At 66.6% G+C, this 22250-nt stretch carries 22 protein-coding genes; 14 read left to right on the forward strand and 8 right to left on the reverse strand.

The features are described 5' to 3' along the window. Positions 1-386: hypothetical protein (locus QNJ67_07505; protein MDJ0608808.1), on the reverse strand; the 386-nt coding region annotated here is incomplete at its 3' end. Positions 387-393: 7 nt separating this feature from the next. Here QNJ67_07505 and QNJ67_07510 point away from each other — a divergent pair. The 8 genes from QNJ67_07510 to QNJ67_07545 all read left to right on the forward strand — a co-directional run bounded on the left by QNJ67_07510 (position 394) and on the right by QNJ67_07545 (position 7771). Beyond that, complete coding sequence (locus QNJ67_07510) at positions 394-3495, forward strand: hypothetical protein (GenBank protein ID MDJ0608809.1); 3102 nt, start codon at positions 394-396, stop codon at positions 3493-3495. Positions 3496-3688: 193 nt separating this feature from the next. Further along, on the forward strand, positions 3689-3901 hold the full coding sequence (locus QNJ67_07515) for a hypothetical protein (protein MDJ0608810.1): 213 nt from the start codon (positions 3689-3691) through the stop codon (positions 3899-3901). 4 nt (positions 3902-3905) lie between these two features. Continuing rightward, the gene (locus tag QNJ67_07520) at positions 3906-4109 is read left to right on the forward strand and encodes a hypothetical protein (protein MDJ0608811.1); all 204 of its coding nucleotides are present in this window, start codon (positions 3906-3908) and stop codon (positions 4107-4109) included. Between the two features lie 141 nt (positions 4110-4250). Beyond that, the gene (locus QNJ67_07525) at positions 4251-4415 is read left to right on the forward strand and encodes a hypothetical protein (GenBank protein ID MDJ0608812.1); all 165 of its coding nucleotides are present in this window, start codon (positions 4251-4253) and stop codon (positions 4413-4415) included. A 4-nt stretch (positions 4416-4419) separates the two neighbouring features. Continuing rightward, a complete protein-coding gene (locus QNJ67_07530; protein ID MDJ0608813.1) occupies positions 4420-4776 on the forward strand; it encodes a hypothetical protein in 357 nt (118 codons plus the stop codon). A gap of 708 nt (positions 4777-5484) precedes the next feature. After that, a complete protein-coding gene (locus tag QNJ67_07535) occupies positions 5485-6582 on the forward strand; it encodes a MopE-related protein (protein MDJ0608814.1) in 1098 nt (365 codons plus the stop codon). Positions 6583-6666: 84 nt separating this feature from the next. Continuing rightward, positions 6667-7446 (forward strand): thioredoxin domain-containing protein, encoded by a 780-nt coding sequence (locus tag QNJ67_07540; GenBank protein ID MDJ0608815.1) that lies wholly within the window; start codon positions 6667-6669, stop codon positions 7444-7446. A 166-nt stretch (positions 7447-7612) separates the two neighbouring features. Then, the gene (locus QNJ67_07545) at positions 7613-7771 is read left to right on the forward strand and encodes a hypothetical protein (protein ID MDJ0608816.1); all 159 of its coding nucleotides are present in this window, start codon (positions 7613-7615) and stop codon (positions 7769-7771) included. An 82-nt stretch (positions 7772-7853) separates the two neighbouring features. Here QNJ67_07545 and QNJ67_07550 read toward each other — a convergent pair whose 3' ends face one another. From QNJ67_07550 to QNJ67_07560, 3 genes are all read right to left on the reverse strand, one after another. After that, on the reverse strand, positions 7854-8198 hold the full coding sequence (locus tag QNJ67_07550) for a DUF1493 family protein (protein ID MDJ0608817.1): 345 nt from the start codon (positions 8196-8198) through the stop codon (positions 7854-7856). A gap of 37 nt (positions 8199-8235) precedes the next feature. Next, the gene (locus tag QNJ67_07555) at positions 8236-9042 is read right to left on the reverse strand and encodes a hypothetical protein (protein ID MDJ0608818.1); all 807 of its coding nucleotides are present in this window, start codon (positions 9040-9042) and stop codon (positions 8236-8238) included. Positions 9043-9220: 178 nt separating this feature from the next. Further along, positions 9221-9712 (reverse strand): hypothetical protein, encoded by a 492-nt coding sequence (locus QNJ67_07560; GenBank protein MDJ0608819.1) that lies wholly within the window; start codon positions 9710-9712, stop codon positions 9221-9223. A gap of 339 nt (positions 9713-10051) precedes the next feature. Here QNJ67_07560 and QNJ67_07565 point away from each other — a divergent pair, with 339 nt between their 5' ends. From QNJ67_07565 to QNJ67_07585, 5 genes are all read left to right on the forward strand, one after another. Continuing rightward, entirely contained in the window at positions 10052-10768 is a 717-nt protein-coding gene (locus QNJ67_07565) for a hypothetical protein (GenBank protein ID MDJ0608820.1), read from the forward strand. A 2-nt stretch (positions 10769-10770) separates the two neighbouring features. Beyond that, a complete protein-coding gene (locus QNJ67_07570; GenBank protein ID MDJ0608821.1) occupies positions 10771-11922 on the forward strand; it encodes a M48 family metalloprotease in 1152 nt (383 codons plus the stop codon). Between the two features lie 4 nt (positions 11923-11926). After that, positions 11927-12481: a hypothetical protein gene (locus QNJ67_07575; protein ID MDJ0608822.1), complete on the forward strand. Its 555-nt coding sequence runs from the start codon at positions 11927-11929 to the stop codon at positions 12479-12481. 153 nt (positions 12482-12634) lie between these two features. Next, positions 12635-13342 carry a ferritin family protein gene (locus QNJ67_07580; protein ID MDJ0608823.1) on the forward strand — a complete coding sequence of 236 codons (708 nt, stop codon included), beginning with the start codon at positions 12635-12637 and terminating at the stop codon, positions 13340-13342. 203 nt (positions 13343-13545) lie between these two features. Next, the gene (locus QNJ67_07585) at positions 13546-15297 is read left to right on the forward strand and encodes a cation:proton antiporter (protein ID MDJ0608824.1); all 1752 of its coding nucleotides are present in this window, start codon (positions 13546-13548) and stop codon (positions 15295-15297) included. 80 nt (positions 15298-15377) lie between these two features. Here the strand turns inward: QNJ67_07585 and QNJ67_07590 are convergent, their stop codons facing one another. The 3 genes from QNJ67_07590 to QNJ67_07600 form a co-directional block, all read right to left on the reverse strand. Beyond that, a complete protein-coding gene (locus QNJ67_07590; protein MDJ0608825.1) occupies positions 15378-17057 on the reverse strand; it encodes a tail fiber domain-containing protein in 1680 nt (559 codons plus the stop codon). Positions 17058-17497: 440 nt separating this feature from the next. Beyond that, positions 17498-18499 carry a metal-dependent hydrolase gene (locus QNJ67_07595; GenBank protein ID MDJ0608826.1) on the reverse strand — a complete coding sequence of 334 codons (1002 nt, stop codon included), beginning with the start codon at positions 18497-18499 and terminating at the stop codon, positions 17498-17500. A gap of 200 nt (positions 18500-18699) precedes the next feature. Further along, positions 18700-19332, reverse strand: a complete 633-nt coding sequence (locus QNJ67_07600; protein MDJ0608827.1) for a TMEM175 family protein — start codon at positions 19330-19332, stop codon at positions 18700-18702. 434 nt (positions 19333-19766) lie between these two features. On the opposite strand from QNJ67_07600, the gene QNJ67_07605 reads away from it, so the two are divergent. After that, entirely contained in the window at positions 19767-21614 is a 1848-nt protein-coding gene (locus QNJ67_07605; GenBank protein ID MDJ0608828.1) for an ABC transporter ATP-binding protein, read from the forward strand. 153 nt (positions 21615-21767) lie between these two features. On the opposite strand, the gene QNJ67_07610 is transcribed toward QNJ67_07605, so the two are convergent. Then, positions 21768-22229 (reverse strand): GFA family protein, encoded by a 462-nt coding sequence (locus QNJ67_07610; GenBank protein ID MDJ0608829.1) that lies wholly within the window; start codon positions 22227-22229, stop codon positions 21768-21770. Between the last annotated feature and the right edge of the window lie 21 nt (positions 22230-22250).

The following is a 22250-nucleotide window of genomic DNA, read 5'->3' on the forward strand; positions in this document are numbered from 1 at the left end:
TTGTCGATCGGGGCGGCCTCCACCTTGTTGATCGCCAGGCCGGCGGTCGCCGCGCCTTCGATCACGACCGTCTTGCCCAGGTCGGAATCCGAAAAGGTGACGCCCGCCGACGAAAGCGTCGCGGAGCCCGCGGTCACCGTGCCGTCGCCGTGGCCGGCGGAAGCGTCGCCGACGGCGCCGAAGGCCTTGACGTTCTCCCGGTCGGAGAACCAGTCGGCCAAGGCCCGCGCCGAGCCGGCGCCGGCCGCCCGGATCGTCTGGTCGTCGGCCGAGACGTTGACCGGATCGATCGTTCTGACCGTCGCGCCGCCGGCATCGGCCAGCACCACCTTGTAGTCGCGGGCCCGAAGATAGATCGGCGCGAAGCGCCCGGCGGAGTCCGCCACCAGCGGGTTGCTGTGGGCGACGCTGCATTTCTACCTGCCCGGCACCTCGACGCCCCTCGACACTTTTGCCGACCACGATCTGACGGTCGCCCATAGCAACCCGGTGGTGGCGGACTCCGCCGGGCGCTTCGCGCCGATCTATCTTCAGGCCCGCGACTACAAGGTGGTGCTGGCCGATGCCGGCGGCGCAACGATCAGAACGATCGATCCGGTCAACGTCTCGGCCGGCGACCAGACGATCCGGGCGTCGGGCGCCGGCTCGGCGCGGGCGCTGGCCGACTGGTTCTCCGACCGGGAGAACGTGAAGGGCTTCGGCGCGGTAGGCGACGCTTCGGCCGGCCACGGCGACGGCACGGTGACCGCGGGTTCCGCGACGCTCTCGTCGGCGAGCGTCACCTTCTCGGATGCCGACCTGGGCAAGACGGTCGTGATCGAGGGCGCGGCGACCGCCGGCCTCGCGGTCAACAAGGTGGAGGCCGCCCCGATCGACAATGCCGCGCGGTTCGACGCCGCCGTGTCTTCCTCGCTCGACCTGACCGCCGCCTTGAACGATCCCGTGACGGGCGACGTGGCGCCCTTTCCGGCCGACATGGCCGTGGGCGACCTCTTCGTGATCGGCCACCGGGCGCCATTCTCCGCGCTGACCTTCGAGATCGGCACCCCGGGTGAGGGCGGTACGGTCGTCTGGAAGTACTGGGACGGCGCGGCCTGGACGGCGCTGAGCAACGTGACCGACGGCACCGCGGGCTTCACCGCCGCCGCCGGCGGCCACGGACTCTCTTTCGACAAGCCGGGTGACTGGGCGCCGCGGGTGTTCAATCCGGGCGCCAACGGCGATGCGCTCTACTACGTCGCGGCCGAGCTCACGGCGGTCTACGCGACCGCCCCGGTTCTGGACCGGGGCGCCATCGACGACGGCGAGATCCGCATCACCACGGCGGCGGACCACGGGCTCCAGGAGGGCCAGACCGTCACGGTCCGGGACGTCGCCGGCGCGGGCGAGGCGAACGGCAGCTTCACGATCCGCGCGGTCGACGCCGCCCGCCTCGACCTGGCTGGCTCCGCCTTCGGCGCCGCCCACAGCGGCGGCGGCACGGTCCATGGACGCCTGATCACCACCATCGCCTCGACCCTGGACGGCGCCGCCCACCTGGCGGACGAGGCGGGCGCCTCGATTGCCGGCTCGGCGCGCTTCCTCTACGGCACCGACGACAGCCTCGCGGTCGGCGCGGCGGTCGACCGGGCGCTTGTCACCGGCAAGCCTCTGTGGCTGCCCAAGGGCGCCTACCTGGTCGCGGGCCTGAGCCGCACGGCGACGGCGGAACTGCGCCTCCTGATGGACCCCGGCGCGACCCTGCTGGGCGTCGCCCAGGGCGATCCCGACGGTGCGGGGACGCCGCTGTTCCGGATGCGGGCCGGACTGGTGCTCGACGGCACGGGCGGGGCCTTCGAGAACCTGGGGCCGGTCTTCGTCTGGGACGGCCACGCGGGCGACGTGGAACGGGTCGTCGTGCGGGGCGTCACCTTCAAGGACACGGGCTATCCGCTGCGCTGGGTCGACCAGGGCAACGGCCGGGGGATCACCGGGGTGCTGGCGGTCGAGGGCTGCCGGCTGGAGAATTGCCGCGACGGGATCCACTTCGCGGTCGACAAGCTGGCCGCCACGCGGATTGCCGGCAACCGCATGAAGGCCATCGGCTCGCGGTCCGTGGCGACCGCCGACGGCATCCACCTGGGCAACGAGGACGCGCTTCACTACGAGTCGCGCCAGGGCGCCGTGGTGGCGGACAACCTCATCGAGCGGGTGACCGGCGCGGGCGAGACCCATGGCATCTCGGCCCGCATGGGCCGGGTCTCGATCAGCGGCAACACGATCAAGGGCGTCGCCTCGACCGACAACAGCGACGAGGAGGCGATCTACGTCAAGGCGCGGGACTCCGTGATCTCGGGCAATATCGTGATCGACGGCGGCAGCGCCGGCAACGGCATGATCGCGGTCAAGGGCGAGAAGCGGGGCTCGGCCGACACGCCGGGCCACTCGGTCATCGTCGCGAACAACGTGGTGCGCAACACCGGCGAAGACGCGGCGGTCGGGATCGGGATCGTCGAGGAGGACGTCCAGTGCATCGGCAACCGGGTCGAAGGCAACTTCCAGCGGCCGATCTACGTCTCCGGCATGCCGGGCCAGCCCTCCTCGGGACGGATCCAGGTTTCCCTGAACCAGATCTACGGCGTCTCCCACGGCAGCGAGAACATTAAGTGTATTGACGTAGCTGCGCCCGCGCGCGAGTTGGTGATCACCCAGAATGTCATGTCGCAGATCAGCACCATCGTGTTGAACAAATCTGTAATTGGGATCCGCTTGGACACCACGCTCGGCGACACGGGGGACATAGAAAACATCCTGATTTCCGAGAACGTCATGCGAGACCTGACCGCGACCGGTGGCGCGTCAGCGGATTCTTTTGGGATGGAGCTTGATGTTGGCAGCGTTTCCGGTGACCGGATGATTCAGCTTTTTGCTCATCACAATCTTTTCGACAACATGGACAGAGGAATCGTTCTCGTAGGCACAACACGACCTTCAGATATGATTGACTGCCGGGTAGAGAGCAATTCGGGACGGAACATAACTGGTTGGTTGGTAGACAACCAAATCAACTACCCGCTCCGCTACCACGAGCGTGGCAATACACTGGATGGTGTGCGGCAGCATGGGATTGGCGAAGTCGTCCCATACGAAGTAACGGTGAACTACGGCAGCCTGACTTCTGGCGGAGTGTTGCGGATTGTTGACGGTTTCCAACAGCAGCGCTTCAAGGTGCGCGAGATCTTCCTGTCAGGCGACGGGACGAACTTTTCGGGCGGCAACCGTAATATTGAGGTGTTCTCTGCCTCGCTCAACTTCACTGTCATACCGGCCGGGATCGCCCAAGCTTTAACGGCTGCCCGATGGGGAGACACAGGTGCACCATATCCGTCGCTTGCCTCGGAGTTCTTTGCCGAAACCGGCGACGGTGCGGACCTCAATGTCCGCTATCAGGGCGGCACCACGGACTACACAGCAGGGGAACTTAGGCTTCTCGTCATGTTGGAGCGGACTCGTTAGCCGACTCATCGTGGCGCAGCCCCGGTGTTTCCCAACGATGGTGACTGGTAGCTTCCGCCCAAGGTTCCCCAGCCCAACCTGAACGGAGAAGACAATGCGCCCTTCGTTACTGCTCGCCGCCCTTGTGGCGGCGTTTTCGTTTTGCGCCCAGGCTCAGGCCCGGAACTGTGTCCCGCGCCAGGACGCGCTCTCGATGCTCGCCAGGAACCACGGCGAGACGCCGGCGCAGATCGGCGTCAGCAACAACGGCGCCCTGGTCGAGGTTCTGACCAGGCCCGACGGCGCCACCTGGTCGATACTCGTGACCACGCCCGGCGGCCTGTCCTGCCTGGTGGCGGCCGGAGAAGGCTGGCGGCAGGTTCGGCCCGATGCCGGCGAACCGACCGCTGGCGGGCCGGAGTCCTGAACCCGTGAACGGGCAGCCCCTCGACGGTGCGCGCTGGGTCTGGGCGTCCCTCGTCTCCGCCGCCTCGATCACCTCGGGCTGGCACGGCTGGCTGACCGGCGAGAACGCCATCACCGCGCTCGGCATCCTGGTCGCCCTGCTCACCGTGGTGGAGCGGTTCTACACCATCCGCATCAAGCGCCGGCAGTTGAGATCACCCAACGACTGAGATCCCCCAGCAACTGAGACTTCACCGTTGCGCCGGCTCGGGCGGACCCGGGCGCGAAGCGCCCTGACCGAGCCGAAGTATCCGATCCACCGGCCGCCGCGCGCCCGCGCGGGCCGCACTTTTTCATGGAGGAGCCTTCGCATGGAAGAAAGTCTGTCTCGTTTCAACAAGGCCACGGCCGCGGCGATCGCGACGGCGGTGACCACGGTTCTCGGGGCCTTCTGGGCGCCCGCGCCGGACGTCCTGGCGGCGGTCAACACCCTGATCGTGGCCGGGCTGGTCTACCTCGTCCCCAACCAGGAGTGAGCCCATGAAAGCGCCCACGAGATTTGCTGTCCCGGCCGTCCTTTTGGGCGGCCTTTTTCTGTCCGCCTGCGCCCAGGACATGGGCGGCATCACCAGGGTCGACTACGACGCCGAGACCGGCGACATCGCCTATGTCAGCGGCAAGGAGGCCGCCGCGCTCAGCGTGACCTTCGACCGCGCGCCCGACGGGACCGTGACGGCGGCGGTCAGCGCCGGCGACGTCACGGCCTTCGAAGGCCAGGCGATCCAGGCCGAACGGATCGCGTCCCAGACCGACGCGATCACCCGGGGCATCCGGGAAGCGCTGCCGGAGATCGTGAAGGCCGCGCTCTGCGGCGCGGGGATCGCCACGGCGTGCTAGAGCAGATTATGTTTAGATGGAACCACTTCGTGGTTTCCAACTAAACATGTGAATCCGCTCTACATCCTGCGTTTAAAGCAGATTCACCGGGTTGATGGATCGCCCGTGGCGATTCCATCAAACCCGGATCTGCTCTAGCGGCTTTCGGAGCCGTGATTGGATCGCGCAACCGGACCAGGCGTCGGCCCCCTTGCGGGGGCCGTCGCTCTTTTGCGTTCCCGGCGAGTGATGGTGAGAGATGGGCCTAACTCGTCTCCTCCCGGGACGGTTCGCACCACCGTCTCGCTGTGACGCTGCGCTTCAGGTCGGATACCCGCAGCTGGACTATGCCGTCATCGAGGCGCCGGCCGCGCAGCAGGCACCAGAGGTGGCGGAAGGGGTTGTACGGGCGTTCCATGGGCGGAGCCGGACCACAGGGCGCGGACGGTCGGTCAGCCGACAAGCGCCCTGGTTGCGTGTTTCGGCGGCCTTCCCGCCGTGGCCGTCGGAGCGTCCGGGAACCTCGGGGCAGTTATCCGATCGGAGATCGAGGTGCCGGTGTGCAACAAGGCTGCAAAAAAATCTATGACAGAGTCGTGCACACAGGGGTATGCTTTGGTAGACGAGCATGATTTTTGAAACCGCGATACTGCATTGAGTTAGTCATTTCCGGGGGGAAAGATGAACTCGACCTACGCCATTCTTGGCGCTCTCAGAAGAGCGTCTGCCTTGACATTGCTGAGCACTGTGCTGGCCCTGCAGGGTCCGGCGGTAGCGCTCGCCGACGAATTCGATGACGAAGAGCGCAACCGCGTCGTCCGTCAGCTCTTGAGATCGGGCGAGATCAGAGGGTCTGTGGACTATTGCGGTTCCCCGCCCTTGTCGACGGGGATCGAGGTCTCCATCCCGGGCAAGTCGTTCCTGGCCCGGACCGGCCCCGATCAGAAATTCACCCTCAGCTACGTGCCGCGAGGCACCTATTCGCTGGAGTTCCGTCGATTCGGACGGGTTGTCCACAACGAAGACATGGTGAGGGTCCGCAAGGGCTCGATCACGAACCTGGACAATCTCCTGGGCGGGCCGATCAGCTTCTGTCCCGACCTCGACGGCGACGGCTTCTTCCCGCCCGAAGACTGCAACGATTTCAATCCCAGCAGCTTCCCGGGGGCTCCGGAGATCTGCGGCGACGGGCGGGACAACAACTGCGACGGCGCTACCGACGAGAGTTGTTCGGCCTGTACCGACGTGGACGGGGACGGCTTCTTCGCCCAAGTCGGCTGCGGCATCGTCGATTGCAACGACAACGATCCCGCCATCAATCCGGACGCGCTGGAGAGTTGCGGCGACGGCGTTGACAACGATTGCGACGCGCAGATCGATGAGCCCGACGCCTTCAATGCCCAGTCCTTCTTCTTCGACGGCGATGCAGACGGATTCGGCACGGAAAGCGACACGGTGCTGGCTTGCGTACCCCCCGCCTCCTACGTCGCCGACAGCGGCGACTGCAACGATTTCGATCCCGGCAGCTTCCCGGGAGCGACGGAGATCTGCGGCGACGGCGTCGACAACAACTGCGACGGGGTCGTCGACGAGAGCTGTTCGACCTGCACCGACGCGGATTCGGACAGCTTCTTCGCCGAAGCCGGTTGCGGCGGCACGGTGGACTGCGACGATTCCGACAGCACGGTCTTTCCCGGGGCCGCCGAAATCTGCGGCGACGGCGTTGACAACAACTGCGATGGCGCCACCGACCTCGCCTGCAGCTGCCCGCCGGGAACGATCGACTGCGGTGACGGGTTCTGCTTTAGCGGGAATTTCTGCCCCTAGAGCAGATCCGGGACTGATGGAATCGCCGCGAGAGCTCGCGGAGAGCTTCGGCTGCTGGTGTGACGGCAAGAGGGAGATGATTGGATGAGGCGTTTGGTCGCGAGCCTCTGTGGTCTCGCAGTGCTGCTCGGCATGGTCGCCGTCGCCTCGGCGCCGGTGCGGGCCGAGGGGCTGACGGAAGAGCAGGGGCGGGCGATCCTCAACGAACTCAGGCAGATCCGCCAAATCCTCCAGAAGATGGAACGGAGCGGTGCGGCCGTCGCCGGGCAGCCCAGGCGTCAGCCCACGCCGGCACAGGCGAGTGTTTCCAGCAGAGGCCGACCGTCGCTCGGGGACCCCGACGCGCCGATCACCCTGGTAAAGTTCACGGACTACCAGTGTCCCTATTGCAAGCGCTTCTACCGTAACACCTTCCCGGCGCTCAAGGAGGCCTATGTCGATACCGGGAAGCTGCGCTTCGTGGTCCGGGACCTGCCCCTGGCGTTCCACGCCAACGCACGCAAGGCCGCCCAGGCCGCCCACTGCGCCGGCGATCAAGGCCGGTTCTGGGCCATGCACGATCTGCTTTACGAGAACGCAACCAACCTGCAGGAGGCGGCCCTGCCGGGCTATGCGGAGCAGTTGTCGCTGGACGTGCCCGACTTCCTCGATTGTCTGGACAGCGACCGGCATCTCGCCGCCATCGACTCGGACGCGGCGGAGGCCAACAAGTCGGGCATAAGGGGGACTCCCGGCTTCGTCCTCGGACCTTCTAGCGATGACGTGATCGAGGGCCCGCACATACGGGGCGCCCAACCGCTCGCGACTTTCGAAAACCACATCAGGGCCCTGCTCCGGGAAATCGAAAGGGCAAAGAGCGGTTGACGCTATCCCGTGTGATTCTCTTTATCGCCTAGAGCGGACCCGGGGCTCCCGGCGCTGGCCTTCACTGTACACGCAGGTTGATTCGTGCCGTGGTCGAACACCACGACGTAAAAACAACTATTCGACCGATCAGACGTCGAAGCTCTGGCGGCTGTTCCCGGTCATCGTGGGCGACGGGACCAGCACCAACGAGACCGGTCCGGTCTTCCTGCGCCACCGGAACCTGACGCCTGGTTCGGTCCAGCTGTATCTGCAGGAGAAGCAATCCCTTGGCAGCGAGACCGCCCACGCCCCGGAGGACGTGTCGACCTTCGTCGCCGAGTGAAGGAAGGTCTTGTCTGGCGGACGCAAATTGGGTGGAGCCGCCGCTCCGACGCAGTTCCGCCTGATGCGCCGGCTTTCGCCGCCTAACCCGTCTCCTCTCGGGACGGTTCGCACCACCGTCGGGCTGCGACGCTGCGCTTCAGGTCGGATACCCGCAGCTGCACAATTCCCTCATCGAGGCGCCGGCCGCGCAGCAGGCACCAGAGGTGGCGGAAGGGGTTGTACGGGCGCTCCTCGCCGAAGTAGCGGACCCAGTCCACGCGAGACATGTCGATGTCGAAGCGGGTCCCGATCTTCTCCAGCAGTTCGGCCCCGTCCAGCCCGGCCATGCCGAGGTCGTGGAAGAGCGATGCCTCGTCGGTGACCCGCGCTCTTTTGGCCCCGGTCACCTCGACGATCAGATCCAGCAGTACGTCATGGTCGGTCACGGATGCCGGTCCCCTCGGGGGGCATGCTCAGACAGAACTAGCCGACGGACCAGACGTCGAAATCCTCGAGGAACTCGCGCAGGCTCTCGAGCTCCGGCGCCTCTATGACGAGCTCGACCCGGCCGTCCTTGAGGTAGACCAGGCCCTGCAGGGCCGTGGTGCCCCGGCCGAACTGAGCCTGGGAGGCCTCCTTGTCCATCAGCAGCGAGCGCAGGACCACCGCGTTCGCGCGCGCCGAATAGACGTGCCATTTGCGTTCCGCCAGGGCGGACGGGGCGCGCCAGCGGCCCCAGTCGTCGACCATCACGGTGAGCGTATCGACCACCCGGCCGTCGCGCTCGATGGGAAAGGCCCGGGCCATGAAGACTGTCTGCTCCTGGAGCACGCCCGTTGGCGACGGTTGGACCCGGCGGAAGCGGAGCGGCTCTCCCGGCGCGATCACCAGGCGGGGCGAGTCGAACTCCCAGCGGATCACCTGCCAGCCCGGCTCGCGCTGGGGCTTGTCGACGAAGGAGAAGGGCGTCTGGCTGAAGCGGTAGCGGGGGCGGTTGTAGCCGGCCTTGAGGATGCGCGTGATGTAGTAGCTGCGGTCGTCGGCGGGCTGGAAGGTCATGGTCCGGTCGCGGGTGTCGCCGAAGAGCACGGCGACGCAGTCGACGATGGGCATGCTGGCGAGGGTGTTGGTGCCGGCCCAGAGATGGTCGAGCACCGGGGCGTCGACCGCTGCCGCCACGGGCTTGGCGCAGTCCTCGACGATTTCCTCCTGCGAGGCGTAGCCGGCGGCCAGGGCCGCGCCGGACCAGGCGGTCAAGAGGCCAGCCAAGAGAAAAGGAAACCGGGTCACCACGAGACCTCCCTGCACGTCAGCGCACGTCCCGCCCCGGCGAATCTGCCGGGATGAGCGGTCGGCCAAGGCTGCCGGGGTGCCGGCGAGCCATTGAATTCTATAAATTATGAATGGTTTACATGAGCTTACGATGCCCGGCCCTCGGCCCCTCAGGGCCGCCCGGCCCGGCGCCGCGTCAGGGGGTCTGGTTCGGCGAGGCCCCCGCGAAGGGGTCCGGGCAGACCGCGTACCTGGGCAGGTTGCGGCTGAAGAGGTAACGCGTGTTCGGGGTCGGTTCGCAGTTGAATTTGAGGTAGTCCGGCCGGACCTCCACCGTCGAGAAACCCTCGGCGTTGACCGTATAGAACCTGCCGCCCCAGAAACGCTCGTTCGAGTCGTCACGGTCGAGCCAGCAGTTGCCGTCCTCGGGGTCGAATCGCGATACATCGCTGAAGAACTTGGGCATGCGCCATTTGATCAGGCGCTGTCCCGGCTTCCTGGGGGCGGCGTCCGACCGGGCCGTGACGAGCACGGTGCGGCACTCGCCGGGTGAGCCGTCGCCGCAGACGGCGCCCTGGAACTGGCCGGTCACCTTGTAGTCGGTGAAGTCGCAGTCGACGGTCTCGACCGTGCTCTCGGAGGCGGTTTCGCACGCGGCGACGAGCATGGCGGCGCAGAGACACACCATCCGCCCGAAGCGTCTCCCGATGGCCGGCCGATCTTTGTGACCCGAAGGACGAGAGAGCTCTCGAGGTCCCCGATCCGCTTCCATTCGAGCCGCTCCCAGCTGTCATCAGGCGGCGAGTAGAGCGCAGGTGCAGCCCCGCGCCAAGACGTAATGCCGTGGACGGGCCGACACACCTGCGGCGCGAACCCCGGCGCAGGCGACGGCGAGGCCGTGCGCCGGTTCCCCCGCGCCTCCGGCGGCGGGATGGCGCTGCCCCGTTGCAATCCCTGATGTGCATCAAAGTGCGCGGACCGGGCCTCGGCTAGTCTGAACCTCTGTATTGAGCGCGAGGAAGCCGTCATGATTCGGAGAGCGCGTCGCCCGGGCCCCGCCGGCGCCGCCTTCTTGTTCGTGTGCAGCCTTTTCCTGGCGGCCTGCACCACGACCACGGAGGCGGTCCAGCACCAGGCCTACCGGAAACCGGTCACCCCCGGCACCGGCATCCTGCTGATGGAACCGGATATCGAGTGCAGCGCCGTTACGGCGGGCGGTCTCGTCGAGCCCCACGCCGCTTGGACGGCGCAATGCAAGAGGTCGGTCGAGATCGCCCTGCGGGACTTCATGACCGAGCGGAAAGCCGATCTGCTGGTCTACGACCCGGCCGAGTTGCCGCTCGGCAAGGTCTCCCGTTACCGGGAGTTGATCAAGCTCTACGAGGCCGTCGGCGTGTCGATGCTGCAACGCAGGGTCTACCCGACCGCCAACGCCAAGACCGACTGGACCATGGGAAAAGGCGTCCGAACCATGCGCGAGGATCACGACGCGGACTACGCCTTGTTTGTCTATCTTCGCGATCAGTACGAGACCGGCGGCCGCACCGCGACGCGCGTCGGACTGGCGTTGCTGGGCGTGACGACGATGCCGGCGGTCCAGGTCGGCTTCGTCTCGCTGGTCGACCTGGAGAACGGCGACATCGTCTGGTTCAACCAGCTGGTGAGCACGACCGGAGACCTGCGGGAGCCCGCGCCGGCCCGCGTCGCGGTCGACACGCTGCTCGAGGGAGGCCCGGTCCTCTAGCCATGCGGGCCGTCGTCTTCGCAGCCCTCGCGATCCTGCTGCCCGCCTGCGCTTCGGTGCCGAGCGGCGATATCCAACCCGGCGAACGGCCCGCCCTGGAGACCACGGAAGCGGGGCTGTGGATGCGCATGGACAGGATGGAGGAGCGGCTCAAGGGCTCGGGACGGGTCGTGGAGGACGCCGAGCTGGACGCCTATCTGCGGGAGATCGTCTGCCGTCTGGAGCCGTCCTACTGTCCGGACATCCGCATCTACGTCGTCGACGTGCCCTACTTCAACGCCACCATGTCGCCGAACGGCATGATGCAGGTCTGGACCGGCCTGCTGCTGCGGGTCGAGAACGAGGCGCAGCTCGCCTTCGTGCTGGGGCACGAGCTGGCGCACTACGTGCGCCGCCATTCCCTGCAGCGCTGGATCGACCTGCAGAACAAGATCAACGCGGCCTACGTGTTCTCGGTCCTGACCGGCGCGGCGGGGGTCGGCTACGTCGGCACCATGGGCGAGCTCGCCGCGATCGCCAGCGTTATGGCGTTCTCGCGCGAGCAGGAGCGCGAGGCCGACGCTCTCGGGACGGCCCACGTGGTCGCCGCCGGCTACGACTCGCGGGAAGCGGTCCGGATCTGGCAGGCGCTGGAGGCGGAAAGAGCCGCTTCCGACAAGCCGGAAACCGCGATCTTCCTGTCCACCCACCCCGGCGTCGCCGAGCGGATCGCCTACCTCGAGACGGCCTCGGCCGAACAGGCGAGGGCCGGGGGACGGACGATCGTCGGGCGCCGGCGTCTGACCGCCGCGCTGGCGCGCTTTCAGGACGAGTGGCTCGGCGACGAGCTGACCCGGGGCGAGTTCGCGGAGAGCGAGGTCCTGTTCCGGCGGCTCCTCGAGACGACCGGCCAGCGCGGCCTGGTCCTCTTCCATGTCGGCGAGCTCTACCGTAAGCGCGGCGAGGCGGGCGACCCGGACCGCGCCATCGCAGCCTACCGCTCTGCACTGGCGGAGCCCGACGCGCCTGTGCGTACCCACCGTAGCCTCGGCCAGTCGCTGCTGCGCGAGGGAAGGCGGGGCGAGGCCCGGGGTGCGCTGGAGAGCTATCTGCTGGCGGCGCCCGACGCCTACGACCGCCCGATCATCCAGTATCAGATCGAAAGCTTGAGGTGACATCATGCTCCGAGTCTTCGCATTGCTCGCCCTCATGACGGCGACCGGCTGCGCTGCGGTCGCCACCACGAAGCAGCCGGGGCGCCACGAGGTGGGCGACTCCTACTCGATCTCCACTTCGACGACGTGGAGTTACTTGGCCGGGCCGCCCGAGGCCTGGACGATCGACGGGCCCAATCTCGGCGTCCTGCGCACCTGGGCGGAAGTGGAGGACGGCGAAAGCCTCTTCCCGCGTGCGGAGAAGAAGGGCCCGGTGTTCCGCTCCAACTTCAGCGCCGTCGAGGTGGCGGAGCTGGTCGCGGACACCTACGGGGCCTACGTTGCCGGCGCCGACGTCGAGATCAGCAACTTCCGCCCGACGGCCTTCGGCGCGAGCGAAGGCTTCCGCTTCGACTTCAGCTTTGTGTCGAACGGCCTGCCGCGCCGGGGCAGGGCGATTGGCGCGATCCGCGACGGCGAGCTCGACCTCATCCTGTTCCACGCCCCCGCGGAGCATTTCTTCGACCTCCGCGCCGCCGAGATCGAGCGCATCTTCCTCTCCGTGAATACGGACACCTAGAGGCCGGGCGCGAATACCAGGGCAGCCGGTTGACGCAGATCAATCGGCGCGAAGGACGGCCGTGTTACGAGCATCCCGCTTGTCGATTGCAACAATGCCGCGCTCCTCCGGGCCTGCGCCCAGAGCGTGGGGTCGCGGCGAAATTGAGTCCGGATGAAGGAGTACCAGGCGATGGAGGATCGGGGCCGGCGTTCTTTCCTGCAAGGCTCGGCGAAACTGCTGATCGCTGCGCCGATCCTGGCTGGAAACCTTGATGCCGCCTTTGCCGACCAAACGTCCGCCGAGCTCGAGGCAATACTAAAGACCGCCGCGCAGAAGGAAATGAGAGCCTATCAGCGCTACGTGAGCTTTGCCCGCAAGGCGCACGCGGAAGACTATGACGGCATATCCTACCTCTTCACCGCGCTTGCGATGTCGGAACTGATCCACGCCCAGAACTACAACAGGTCCCTGATGAGACTGGGCGCGAACATCGTTCTGCCGGAAAACCCTCACACGGAAGTCTCGGATACGAAACAGAACCTGATTGCGGCCGCGCAGGCAGAACTCTCCTCGATCGAGAACTTTTACCCCGAGATCATTGATGGAATCGGCGACGAAGCCGACGCCGAGGCGATGAGGTTCGCCCGCTACGCCTGGGAGTCGCACAAGCAGCACAAGGACATCATCGATAAGATCGGCAGGTACGCGCCGGATTACTTCGAGACCGTCGCCCGGAGAATCGACGAGAATACCGAGGTCTTCTACATCTGTGACATCTGTGGCTCTACGACCAAAGAGCTGCCGACCGACTCCTGTGAGATCTGTGGATACACCGTCGAGCACTACCACAAGCTGGAGCCGAGGGCCTTTCTCGGGTGAACCGCACCCCGATCCCGTGCAGCCGGCGATCCGGCAAATCCCCTGAACGCGTTCGACGAAGCCGCGTTGCGGCGGACTGGCCGCGGCTCATGGCATTCACCCCTTGGCATTCGGGCGGCGGGACCCGATAAGCAGGAGGCCGCCGGTCGCTCGGTCGCCGAGACGGGTCGGGCGCAGCAGTTCCGGGTTCGATCAGAGAAGCCATGCACGCCGAGACGCTCCATCTACGCGAGGTGACGGTCTTTCTCTTCGCCGCCGGCATCATCGTGCCGCTGGTGCGCCGCCTGAAAGTGAGCCCGGTTTTCGGCTTCCTGGTGGTCGGCCTGGTGATCGGGCCGCACGGCGTGGCCCGCTTCGCCGACACCTTGCCGTGGCTGCAGTACGTCTCGATCACGGACCTGGAAGACGTCCGCCCCTTTGCCGAGCTGGGCGTCGTGTTCCTGCTGTTCATGATCGGGCTCGAGCTCTCGCTCGACCGGCTGTGGGCGATGCGGCGCAGGGTGTTCGGGCTGGGCGGGGCGCAGATCGTCGTCACTGGCACGGTGATCGCCGTCATCGCCTCGTTCTTCGACAACACCCTGGCGGCCGCCGCGGTGCTCGGCGCCGGCTTCGCGCTCTCCTCCACCGCGATCGTCATGCAGCTGCTGTCCGAGAACCGGCGCCTGGGCACGGCGACTGGCCGCACGAGCTTCGCCATCCTCCTGTGCCAGGACCTGGCCGTGCTGCCCATCCTGTTCCTGGTCGGCGCCTTCGCCGCCGGGAGCGACACCCCGGTGCTGGTCGCGTTCGGCTGGGCGATCGGCCAGGCGCTGATCGCGGTTGCCGCCATCCTGGCGATCGGCCGCCTGGTGATCCGGCCGGTGTTTCGCTTCGTCGGCAGCGCGGCCAGCCGCGAGATGTTTCTGGCCTTCGTTCTGCTGGTCATCATCGGCACCGCGCTGGTCACCGAGCAGGTCGGCCTGTCGATGGCGCTGGGTGCCTTTCTCGCCGGGCTGCTGTTCGCCGAGACCGAATACCGGCACGAGATCGAGGTCGACTTCGAGCCCTTCAAGGGCCTGCTGCTCGGCCTTTTCTTCGTTTCGGTCGGCATGAGCATCGACATCGCCCAGGTGGCCGTTAAACCGTTCTGGCTGTTCGCCTCGATCTTCGGGCTCTACCTGGTCAAGAGCCCGATCGTCTACGCCTTGGCGCGGTGGTTCGGGGAGTCGCGCGCGGTCGCGCTCGAAGCCGGCCTGCTGCTCGGCCAGGGCGGGGAGTTCGCCTTCCTCGTCGTCGGCATGGCCTTCGGGCTCGGCCTGATGCCCTACGACACGGCCCAGTTCATGCTGATCGTCACCGGCATGACGATGATCGCGACGCCCCCCGTGGCCCATGTCGCCCGCAAGCTGGCGCGTGCCGTCGAGGCCCGCGAGGCGGAACGCGGCCAGCGCGGCGCCGAGATCCCTGCGGGCCTTTCCGATCACATCATCGTCGTCGGCTACGGCCGTGTCGGCCAAATGCTCGGCTCGGTTCTGTCCGCCCAGGGTCTGACCCATATCGGCCTCGACATCGACGCGGACCTGGTCACGGAGTTCCGCGCCGCCGGCGCCGGCATCTACTTCGGCGATGCGGCTCGGGTCGACATGCTGCGGAGGTTCGGCGCCGACCGGGCAGGCGCGCTGGTCGTGACCATGGACAGTCCGCGCATCGCCGAGCAGGTGGTCGAGACCGCGCGCCGCTACTGGCCGGACCTGGTCATCTACGCCCGCGCCCGGGATGCCGCGCACGCGGCCCGGCTGATCACCAGAGGGGCCAGTCACGCCGTCCCCGAGACCATCGAGGCGAGCCTGCAGCTGGGCGAGCTGGTGCTGATGGGTGTCGGTGTTCCCGATCAGTCCGCGCGCCGTATCATCGAGGCGCGCCGCCAGGCGGCGCAGGCCGCCGTGGACGAGGGCCATTTCCAGAAGACCGAGTGATCGGTGCAGCGGGTCTCACGTTTGGCGTCTCAGTCCTGCGATCTGCCTTGGCCAGCAGCAGACGGTGGCGAAGGCTCTCGCTACCTGCCGTAAGCCACGCCGGATTCTGCGACACGCTTGCCGACGAGGCCGGCTACCAGGCCTTCCAGGGCCCTTAGTCGGTCCTTCAGCGACGCAATCTCCGTTTCCTTCTCGCGCAGCTCACCCTGGGTCTCGCGCACGACCTCCTGCAGCTCCTTGACAGCTACCAAGGCGACGCTGGCCACGTCGCGCGGAGAGATCCTGGTGTCGTCGCTGCCGAGACCGAAAGCCGCGTAGAAGTCCTGGGCCATGGGGCCGACGTGGCGGGCGCCCGTCTGGTCGTCCTTGTAGCGCCAGGTCGAGACTGGCAGGGACGCCACCTGAGTCAAGACGGAGGCGCCGTCGACCGGCGCGATGTCCCGCTTGGCGTTGACGTCCGAGCCCTCGGTCAAGGTGCCGTCGATGACCAGGTTGCCGTTCGGCAAAGCCAGCAAGAAGGTGTTGCCCGAGGCAAGGAGTCTCAGCGCGCCGCCCTCGGTGAACCGCAGCTCGCGCGAGCCCTTCTTGGCGAAGAAGGAGTTGCTCGGCCCCATGCCGATCTTCCAGTTCACACCGCTCTGGGTGTTAGAGAGCGCGATCTGCGGGTTGCCGTTGTTCTCGAGGCGAACCAGGGAGCGGTTGGCCGTGCTCGCCGCGTTCTCCTCGACCAGGAATTGGGCCGTGCCGTCGTCGCGCACCACCTCGGCGTCGAAGCCGGAGCAGGTGTTGCTGCCACTGCCTGCGAAGTCGCCGACGGCGCTCGACTCGTCGTCATGACAGGAGATGACGCCATTGATCGTGACCAGCGGGCTCGACACCGTCAGTGCTGAATCCCGGCCGAGCTCGATATCGCCGTCGATGACCATGAGGCTCGGGTCGCCGCCGAAGACCGTACTGCCGACGTTCATGAAGGCATGCCCCACGACCTCGATATCGCCGGTGATCACGGCTTCTCGAGTGTCGAAGGTGGCGGTTTGGACCACCGAGACCGCCAAGCCGGTGCCGGCCGTGATCGTGCCGGTGCCATTGTCTTGAGAATCGTCTTGGCGGACGCTCGAATCCGAGAACACCGCGATCACCGGCTGGCTGCCGGAGTTGGTGACGGTGTTGCCGCCCCGCAGGGTCAGAGACGCATCGCGGTAGACGGTGATCGCCCCGCCGCCGACCGGGTCGCTCGTTGCGCCGTTCACCGTGCTGTTCAGCATACGGACGTGGCTGTTCTCGCCGATGCAGAGCGGGACGCAGGACTGAGTGCCGTCGTCGACTAGGGCGGGGCCGATGAACACGTTGTTCATGATTGCCCCGGAGTTCCGCGCGATGAAGACCCCGAAGGCCGTGCCTTCGACAACCACGTGATCCATGAAGACGAAGGCCTCGTTCGTGATGCTGAAGTTATCCCCTGTGATTTTGAGATTTTCGAGGTCGATATCCTCGGTCACCGCGATGTTCACCTCGCCATTGATGACGTTCTGCCTGGGATCGGTATCGTTCCCGATGAGATGAACGTTGTCCCAGTAAATCCCGATGTCCTCGTTGCAGGTGCCGGTAAACCTTACGGGATAGCTGCCGCTGTTGATGGCGTTTTGCAGGGCGTTCGGCCCTGCAGTATCGCAGTCGATAACCTGGGCCTTTGCGTGATCCGACAAAACCGCACAGAACATCAGCGCCGCGACCGCGACGCACGTCAGGTTGCTGGTCATGTGAGCCTCCCGAATTGAATGAATTGCCGCGTGCTGGCACGCAAAAAGAAAAACTATACCAAATTCCCGCAGAAATTGCGATTCCGCCACGTAGAGCGGATCATGTTGAGATGGAACCATTACGTGGTTGCCAACTAAACATGTGAATCCGCTCTACATTATGGATTTAGAGCAGATTCACCGGGTTTGATGGATCGCCTCCGGCGATTCAGTCAAACCCGGATCTGCTCTAGGGTCGCTACGATGTCGGTTGATGCAAAACCGGATCGGAACGTCTCGAGCCATGACTACCTGGCCGTTTATAGCCCGAAGGGCTCGGACGCGATCGGCAATGTGCCCATTCTCGTTCTGTCAATTTACCGTTTTGATCCGACGGTCAGGCCTCAGTCGTTCGAGCGGCCTCGGCCGCTTTCGCCCCGGCTCCGGAAAATCTTCGCGCGCTAGCTGCCGGACACCATACCCCAGAGTGTTCCCAGGCTTTCGCGGGCGCGCTCGCGGTGGGTCAGAAAGCGCGCGTGCGCCGCGGGCGGCGCTTCGGGCGCGATCTCGATTGACCAGAGCGCTCGCACATTGTTCGGCACGAACGAATAGCGCACGTCGATGACCCTGTTGGGGTGTTCCGGATCCGTCGCCACGAAGCCGTCGCTGAACCAGCGAAAGCGCTCGATATCCCGGGCCTGCTGCGAGGCCGGGTCGAGCCACGGCATGTCGCGGCCTCGATCCAGTTTCGGCACCGAGACGCCCGGGAAGACGCGCGGCCGGATGCTTGGACGGACCGCGTCCACGAAAAACTGGTCTGGCGTTTCGTAGATCGTTTTCCAGACCAGGATATTGGCGAAGCTCGGCTTTACCTCGACACGGATCGGCGCATGCCCGCGGGACGCCGCGATCTCGCCGGCCATGGCCAGCGCCGCATGGTGCTGCACCGCGCCCAGCACCAGGTAGAGGGCCGCCCAGCCCAAGGCCAGGCGCGCCAGCACCGGTTTTCGCCGGAGCCCGGCGAGGACCACCAGCGCGATCACCGGCACCGTGAACAGCGGGTCGACGATAGAGACGATGCTCCAGGAAAACCGCTCGTCGCTGAAGGGCCAGAACAGCATCGTGCCGTAGGACGTGCAGGTATCCAGAAACGCATGGGTGGCGTAGCCCAGCGTGCAAAACAGAAAGGTTTGCAGAAACGTCAGGCGCCACCTTCGCCCGAGGATCCAGTGGAGGGCCAGCGCGCAGAGCAGGCCGCCGACCGGAATGAAGATCAGCGAGTGCGTGAACTGGCGATGATACTCGAGGAACAGCAAGGGGTCCGTCTCGGAGCGGATAAGGGCGTCGAGGTCGGCCGCCATACCGGCGACGAACCCGAGGGCGCCGGCGATCCCGACCTGCGTCCTGTTGCGCGTCGCTTGCGGCAGCGCCGCGCCGACCGCGCCTTGGGTTAGCGGATCCATTCTTCGTCGATGTCTGCGTGTTGCGCGAAAGCCTGCCGCGTGATCGGCCCCTGCGCCGGTTCCGGCGCAAGCGGCAGAGCAGACCGCGGTGCGTGGGCCCTGTCAATCGAGATTTCCCGCGGAAGGGTGACCCGATGCGCCGCGGAGGGCCTTCGGCTCTGGGCCCGTGCCGGGACCTCGGCGTCCCTCCGCGCCGCCGGTCAAGCGGGCGGGTCGCCGCCGGGGTTCTGGAATCGTCGAATTACAAAGACGACGAGAGGATAACTCAGCCAGGCGAGGGACCAGGCGTCTGGGCCCAGCATCGCCGCCGGCAAGGTGAGCAACGCCGTAAGGGGCTCCGGAATCAGTGAGGCGCGTAGAGTGCGTATGTCGGAGGCCGAAACCCCCGCCTGCAGCAAGCGCCTCTTGCCCGAAGCATAGGCCAATCCCAGGATGCCGACGATCCCCATCAGAGCGAGAGCGCCACTCTGGAGCGCCAAGGCAGGCGGCGTGTGTCCGAGTTGTTCGCTAAGCGCGGTCGAATAGAAGTACAGCAACATCAGGATCAGTTGCGAGATGACCAGGGCTGAATGGCGGTTGTCCGTTTGTGACAGGATTCCGTTCACGGCGTTGCTCTGGAGCCAGTACATCACGACGACGAAGAGAGCGATTGCCTGCCCGATGATCAGTTCGAAGCTCTCCACCACGAACCCGATCAGCGAATTGCCCTGGAAATCCTCCGATAGGGGCGTCGGAAATTCGGTTACCAACAGCACTATGACGACGCCATAGATGACATCGACAAGCGTCTCCAGGCGGTGCTTTTGCTGGTGCTGTTTGTCGTTCTCTGTCACGTGATATTCCGGTTTCAGTGGTCGTCTTCGGCTCCGGGCCCCTGTGCGGACCTAGAAGCGGGAGAGAGCGGGGTCACGGGCCCGGTCCGATGGTCATGACCGCACGCCGAGGCGGGGCGCTCTGCTCATGCTTCGGTCCGCGACTGGCTAGCTCGAGCATCGGGAGTCGCACGCCCGCCCACGATCCTGGGGGATGACCACGATAAGGTCCGGCGGCGGCGATGAGAAGTCGCGGGCGGCCGCCCCCTGGGAAAGACGCTTCGTCTTGGCGGCCACAAAGGCCGGCAGCTGGTCTATAAGGAGCGGTCGGCGCGCGCGGGCCGCTCGGTCCAGGCTCGGCCCCCTGTCGTCCAGGGCGGGCGCGCCAGCGTAGCAAGTGGGTGACATTGGAAACGGCGGGCGGCCTTCGCCGCCGTCGGAGCGGCCAGCAATCGATGTACCGGTTCTTCGAAGACCTTCTGGACCCCCTGGCGCCGGCGCCGGTCGAGGCGCCGCCCCGGGGCACGGCGGCCTTCTTCGGCTACTTCCTGTCGCCGATCAAGGGGCTGCTGGCCGCGACCCTGCTGGTCTCGGCGGTCTATTCGCTCTGCGAGCTGGCGCTCTTCTGGTTCGTCGGCCTGGTCATCGACTGGATGCAGGCGACCGGACCCGAGCGCTTCCTGGAGGAGCACGGCCTGGCGCTGCTCGCCATGGCGGCGGTGATCGGCGTGGTCCGGCCGGCGACGCTGCTGCTGACCCGCGCGCTGGTCACCTTCACGCTCACACCCAGCCTGGGCAACCGGGTGCGCTGGCGCAGCCACCGCTACGTCCTGCGCCAGAGCTTCACCTTCTTCCAGAACGACTTCGCCGGCCGGGTCGCCCAGAAGGTCATGCAGACCGGCCCGGCGGTGCGCGACGCGACCCTGGGCGTGATCGACTCGGTCTGGTACCTCGTGGTCCTGGTGGCCGGCACGGCCGTGCTGTTCGGCGGCGTCGACTGGCGGCTCTTCGCGGTGATCGCCGCCTGGACGCTCGGCTACGGGGCGGTGATCCTGTTCCTCGTGCCGCCGGTCAAGACCCGTTCGGCCGCGCTGTCCGAGGCGCAGTCGGTGCTGACCGGGCGGATCGTCGACAGCTACACCAACATCCAGTCGGTCAAGCTCTTCGCCCACGCGGCGCGGGAGGACGGCTTCGCCAGCGAGGGCGTGGCGCGCCACACCCGCTCGTTCCACGACCTGATGCGCACGGTCTTCACCCTGACCTGGACCCTGACCGCGCTCAACACGGCGATGATCCTGGCGGTCGGCGGGCTGTCGGTGATGCTCTGGCTGGACGGCCTGGCCTCGCCCGGCTCTGCGGCGGTGGCCATGGGCCTGGCGCTGCGCATCAACCAGATGTCGGGCTGGATCTTGCGCATGATCGCCAGCCTCTTCGAGCAGGTCGGCACGGTGCAGAACGGCGTCGAGACCATCGCCCAGCCCTACAGCGTGGTCGACCGCGCCCAGGCGCAGCCGCTCGCGGTGGGCGCCGGCGCGGTCGCCTTCGAGCGGGTCCGCTTCCGCTACGGCGCGGAGGAGCGCCAGGTGATCGAGGACCTCAGCCTCAGCATCCAGCCGGGCGAGAAGGTCGGCTTCGTCGGGCCCTCGGGCGCCGGCAAGACCACGCTGGTCAATCTGCTGCTGCGCTTCCACGACCTCGAGGCCGGGCGGATCCTGATCGACGGGCAGGACATCGCCGAGGTCACCCAGGAGAGCCTGCGCGCGGCGATCGGCATGGTGACCCAGGACACCTCGCTGCTGCACCGGACGATACGCGAGAACATCCGCTACGGCCGCCCGGATGCGAGCGACGACGAGATCCGGCGCGCCGCCGCCCTGGCCGAGGCCGACCGCTTCATCCCCGAGCTGACCGATCCCCAGGGCCGCCGCGGCTACGACGCCACGGTCGGCGAGCGCGGGGTCAAGCTCTCGGGCGGCCAGCGCCAGCGCGTCGCGATCGCCCGGGTGATCCTCAAGGACGCGCCGATCCTGGTGCTCGACGAGGCGACCTCGGCGCTCGACTCCGAGGTCGAGGCGGCGATCCAGAGCCAGCTCGGTAGCCTGATGGAAGGCAAGACGGTGATCGCCATCGCCCACCGCCTCTCGACCATCGCGGCGCTCGACCGGCTGATCGTGCTCGACCGCGGCCGCATCGTCGAAGAAGGGGACCACGCGTCGCTGCTGCGCCGCGACGGCCTCTACGCCCGCCTCTGGGCCCGCCAGTCCGGCGGCTTCCTGGGTGTGGACGAAAAGCTGAGCGCCTAGAGTAGATTCAACGGGTTTGATGGATCGCCTCGGGTGATTCAGTCAAACCCGGATCTGCTCTAGGCGGCGCCTCACCAGCGCGAGATTCCGGGCCCAGGTGAGGGACCCGGCGACCGCGAAGGGCGAGGTCCCGAAACCGTCGGCGCTGGGCGGCTATTCGGAAGGCCGGTCGCTCACCGGACCGTGACGGTACGGCTCCTGGCCGGTGCTGGTTTGTCGATAGCGCGGCAGGTTGTCCGCGACGTCGAACCAGGAAATCCGCTCTTCATGAAACCAGTGCCTGTCGGGGACATGCGCATCGGGCTCGTCGGTCGTACTGATGTGGAACTCGATGATGGAGCGGTGAAAGGCTTCGCCCTCCCAGGTCAGCGGGGTTCCGCAGCGATCGCAGAAGCCGCGTCGCGCACCCGGCGAGGAGTTGTAGATCTTGCGGTCTCCCTTCGTGAACGCCACCTGCTCCGGCGCAAACGCCACGAAGGTAACGACCGGTGCGCCGGTGTGCCGACGACAGCTATGGCAATGACAGTGCCCGACCGCGATCGGCTCGCCGACTGCCTGGTATCGTACGGCCCCGCACATGCATCCGCCGGTCGTCGATTTCGATGTGTCAGCCATCATGGCCTCCTGTCCCGCCTG

This window comes from Kiloniellales bacterium (assembly GCA_030064845.1).
Taxonomy (GTDB): Bacteria; Pseudomonadota; Alphaproteobacteria; order Kiloniellales; family JAKSDN01; genus JASJEC01.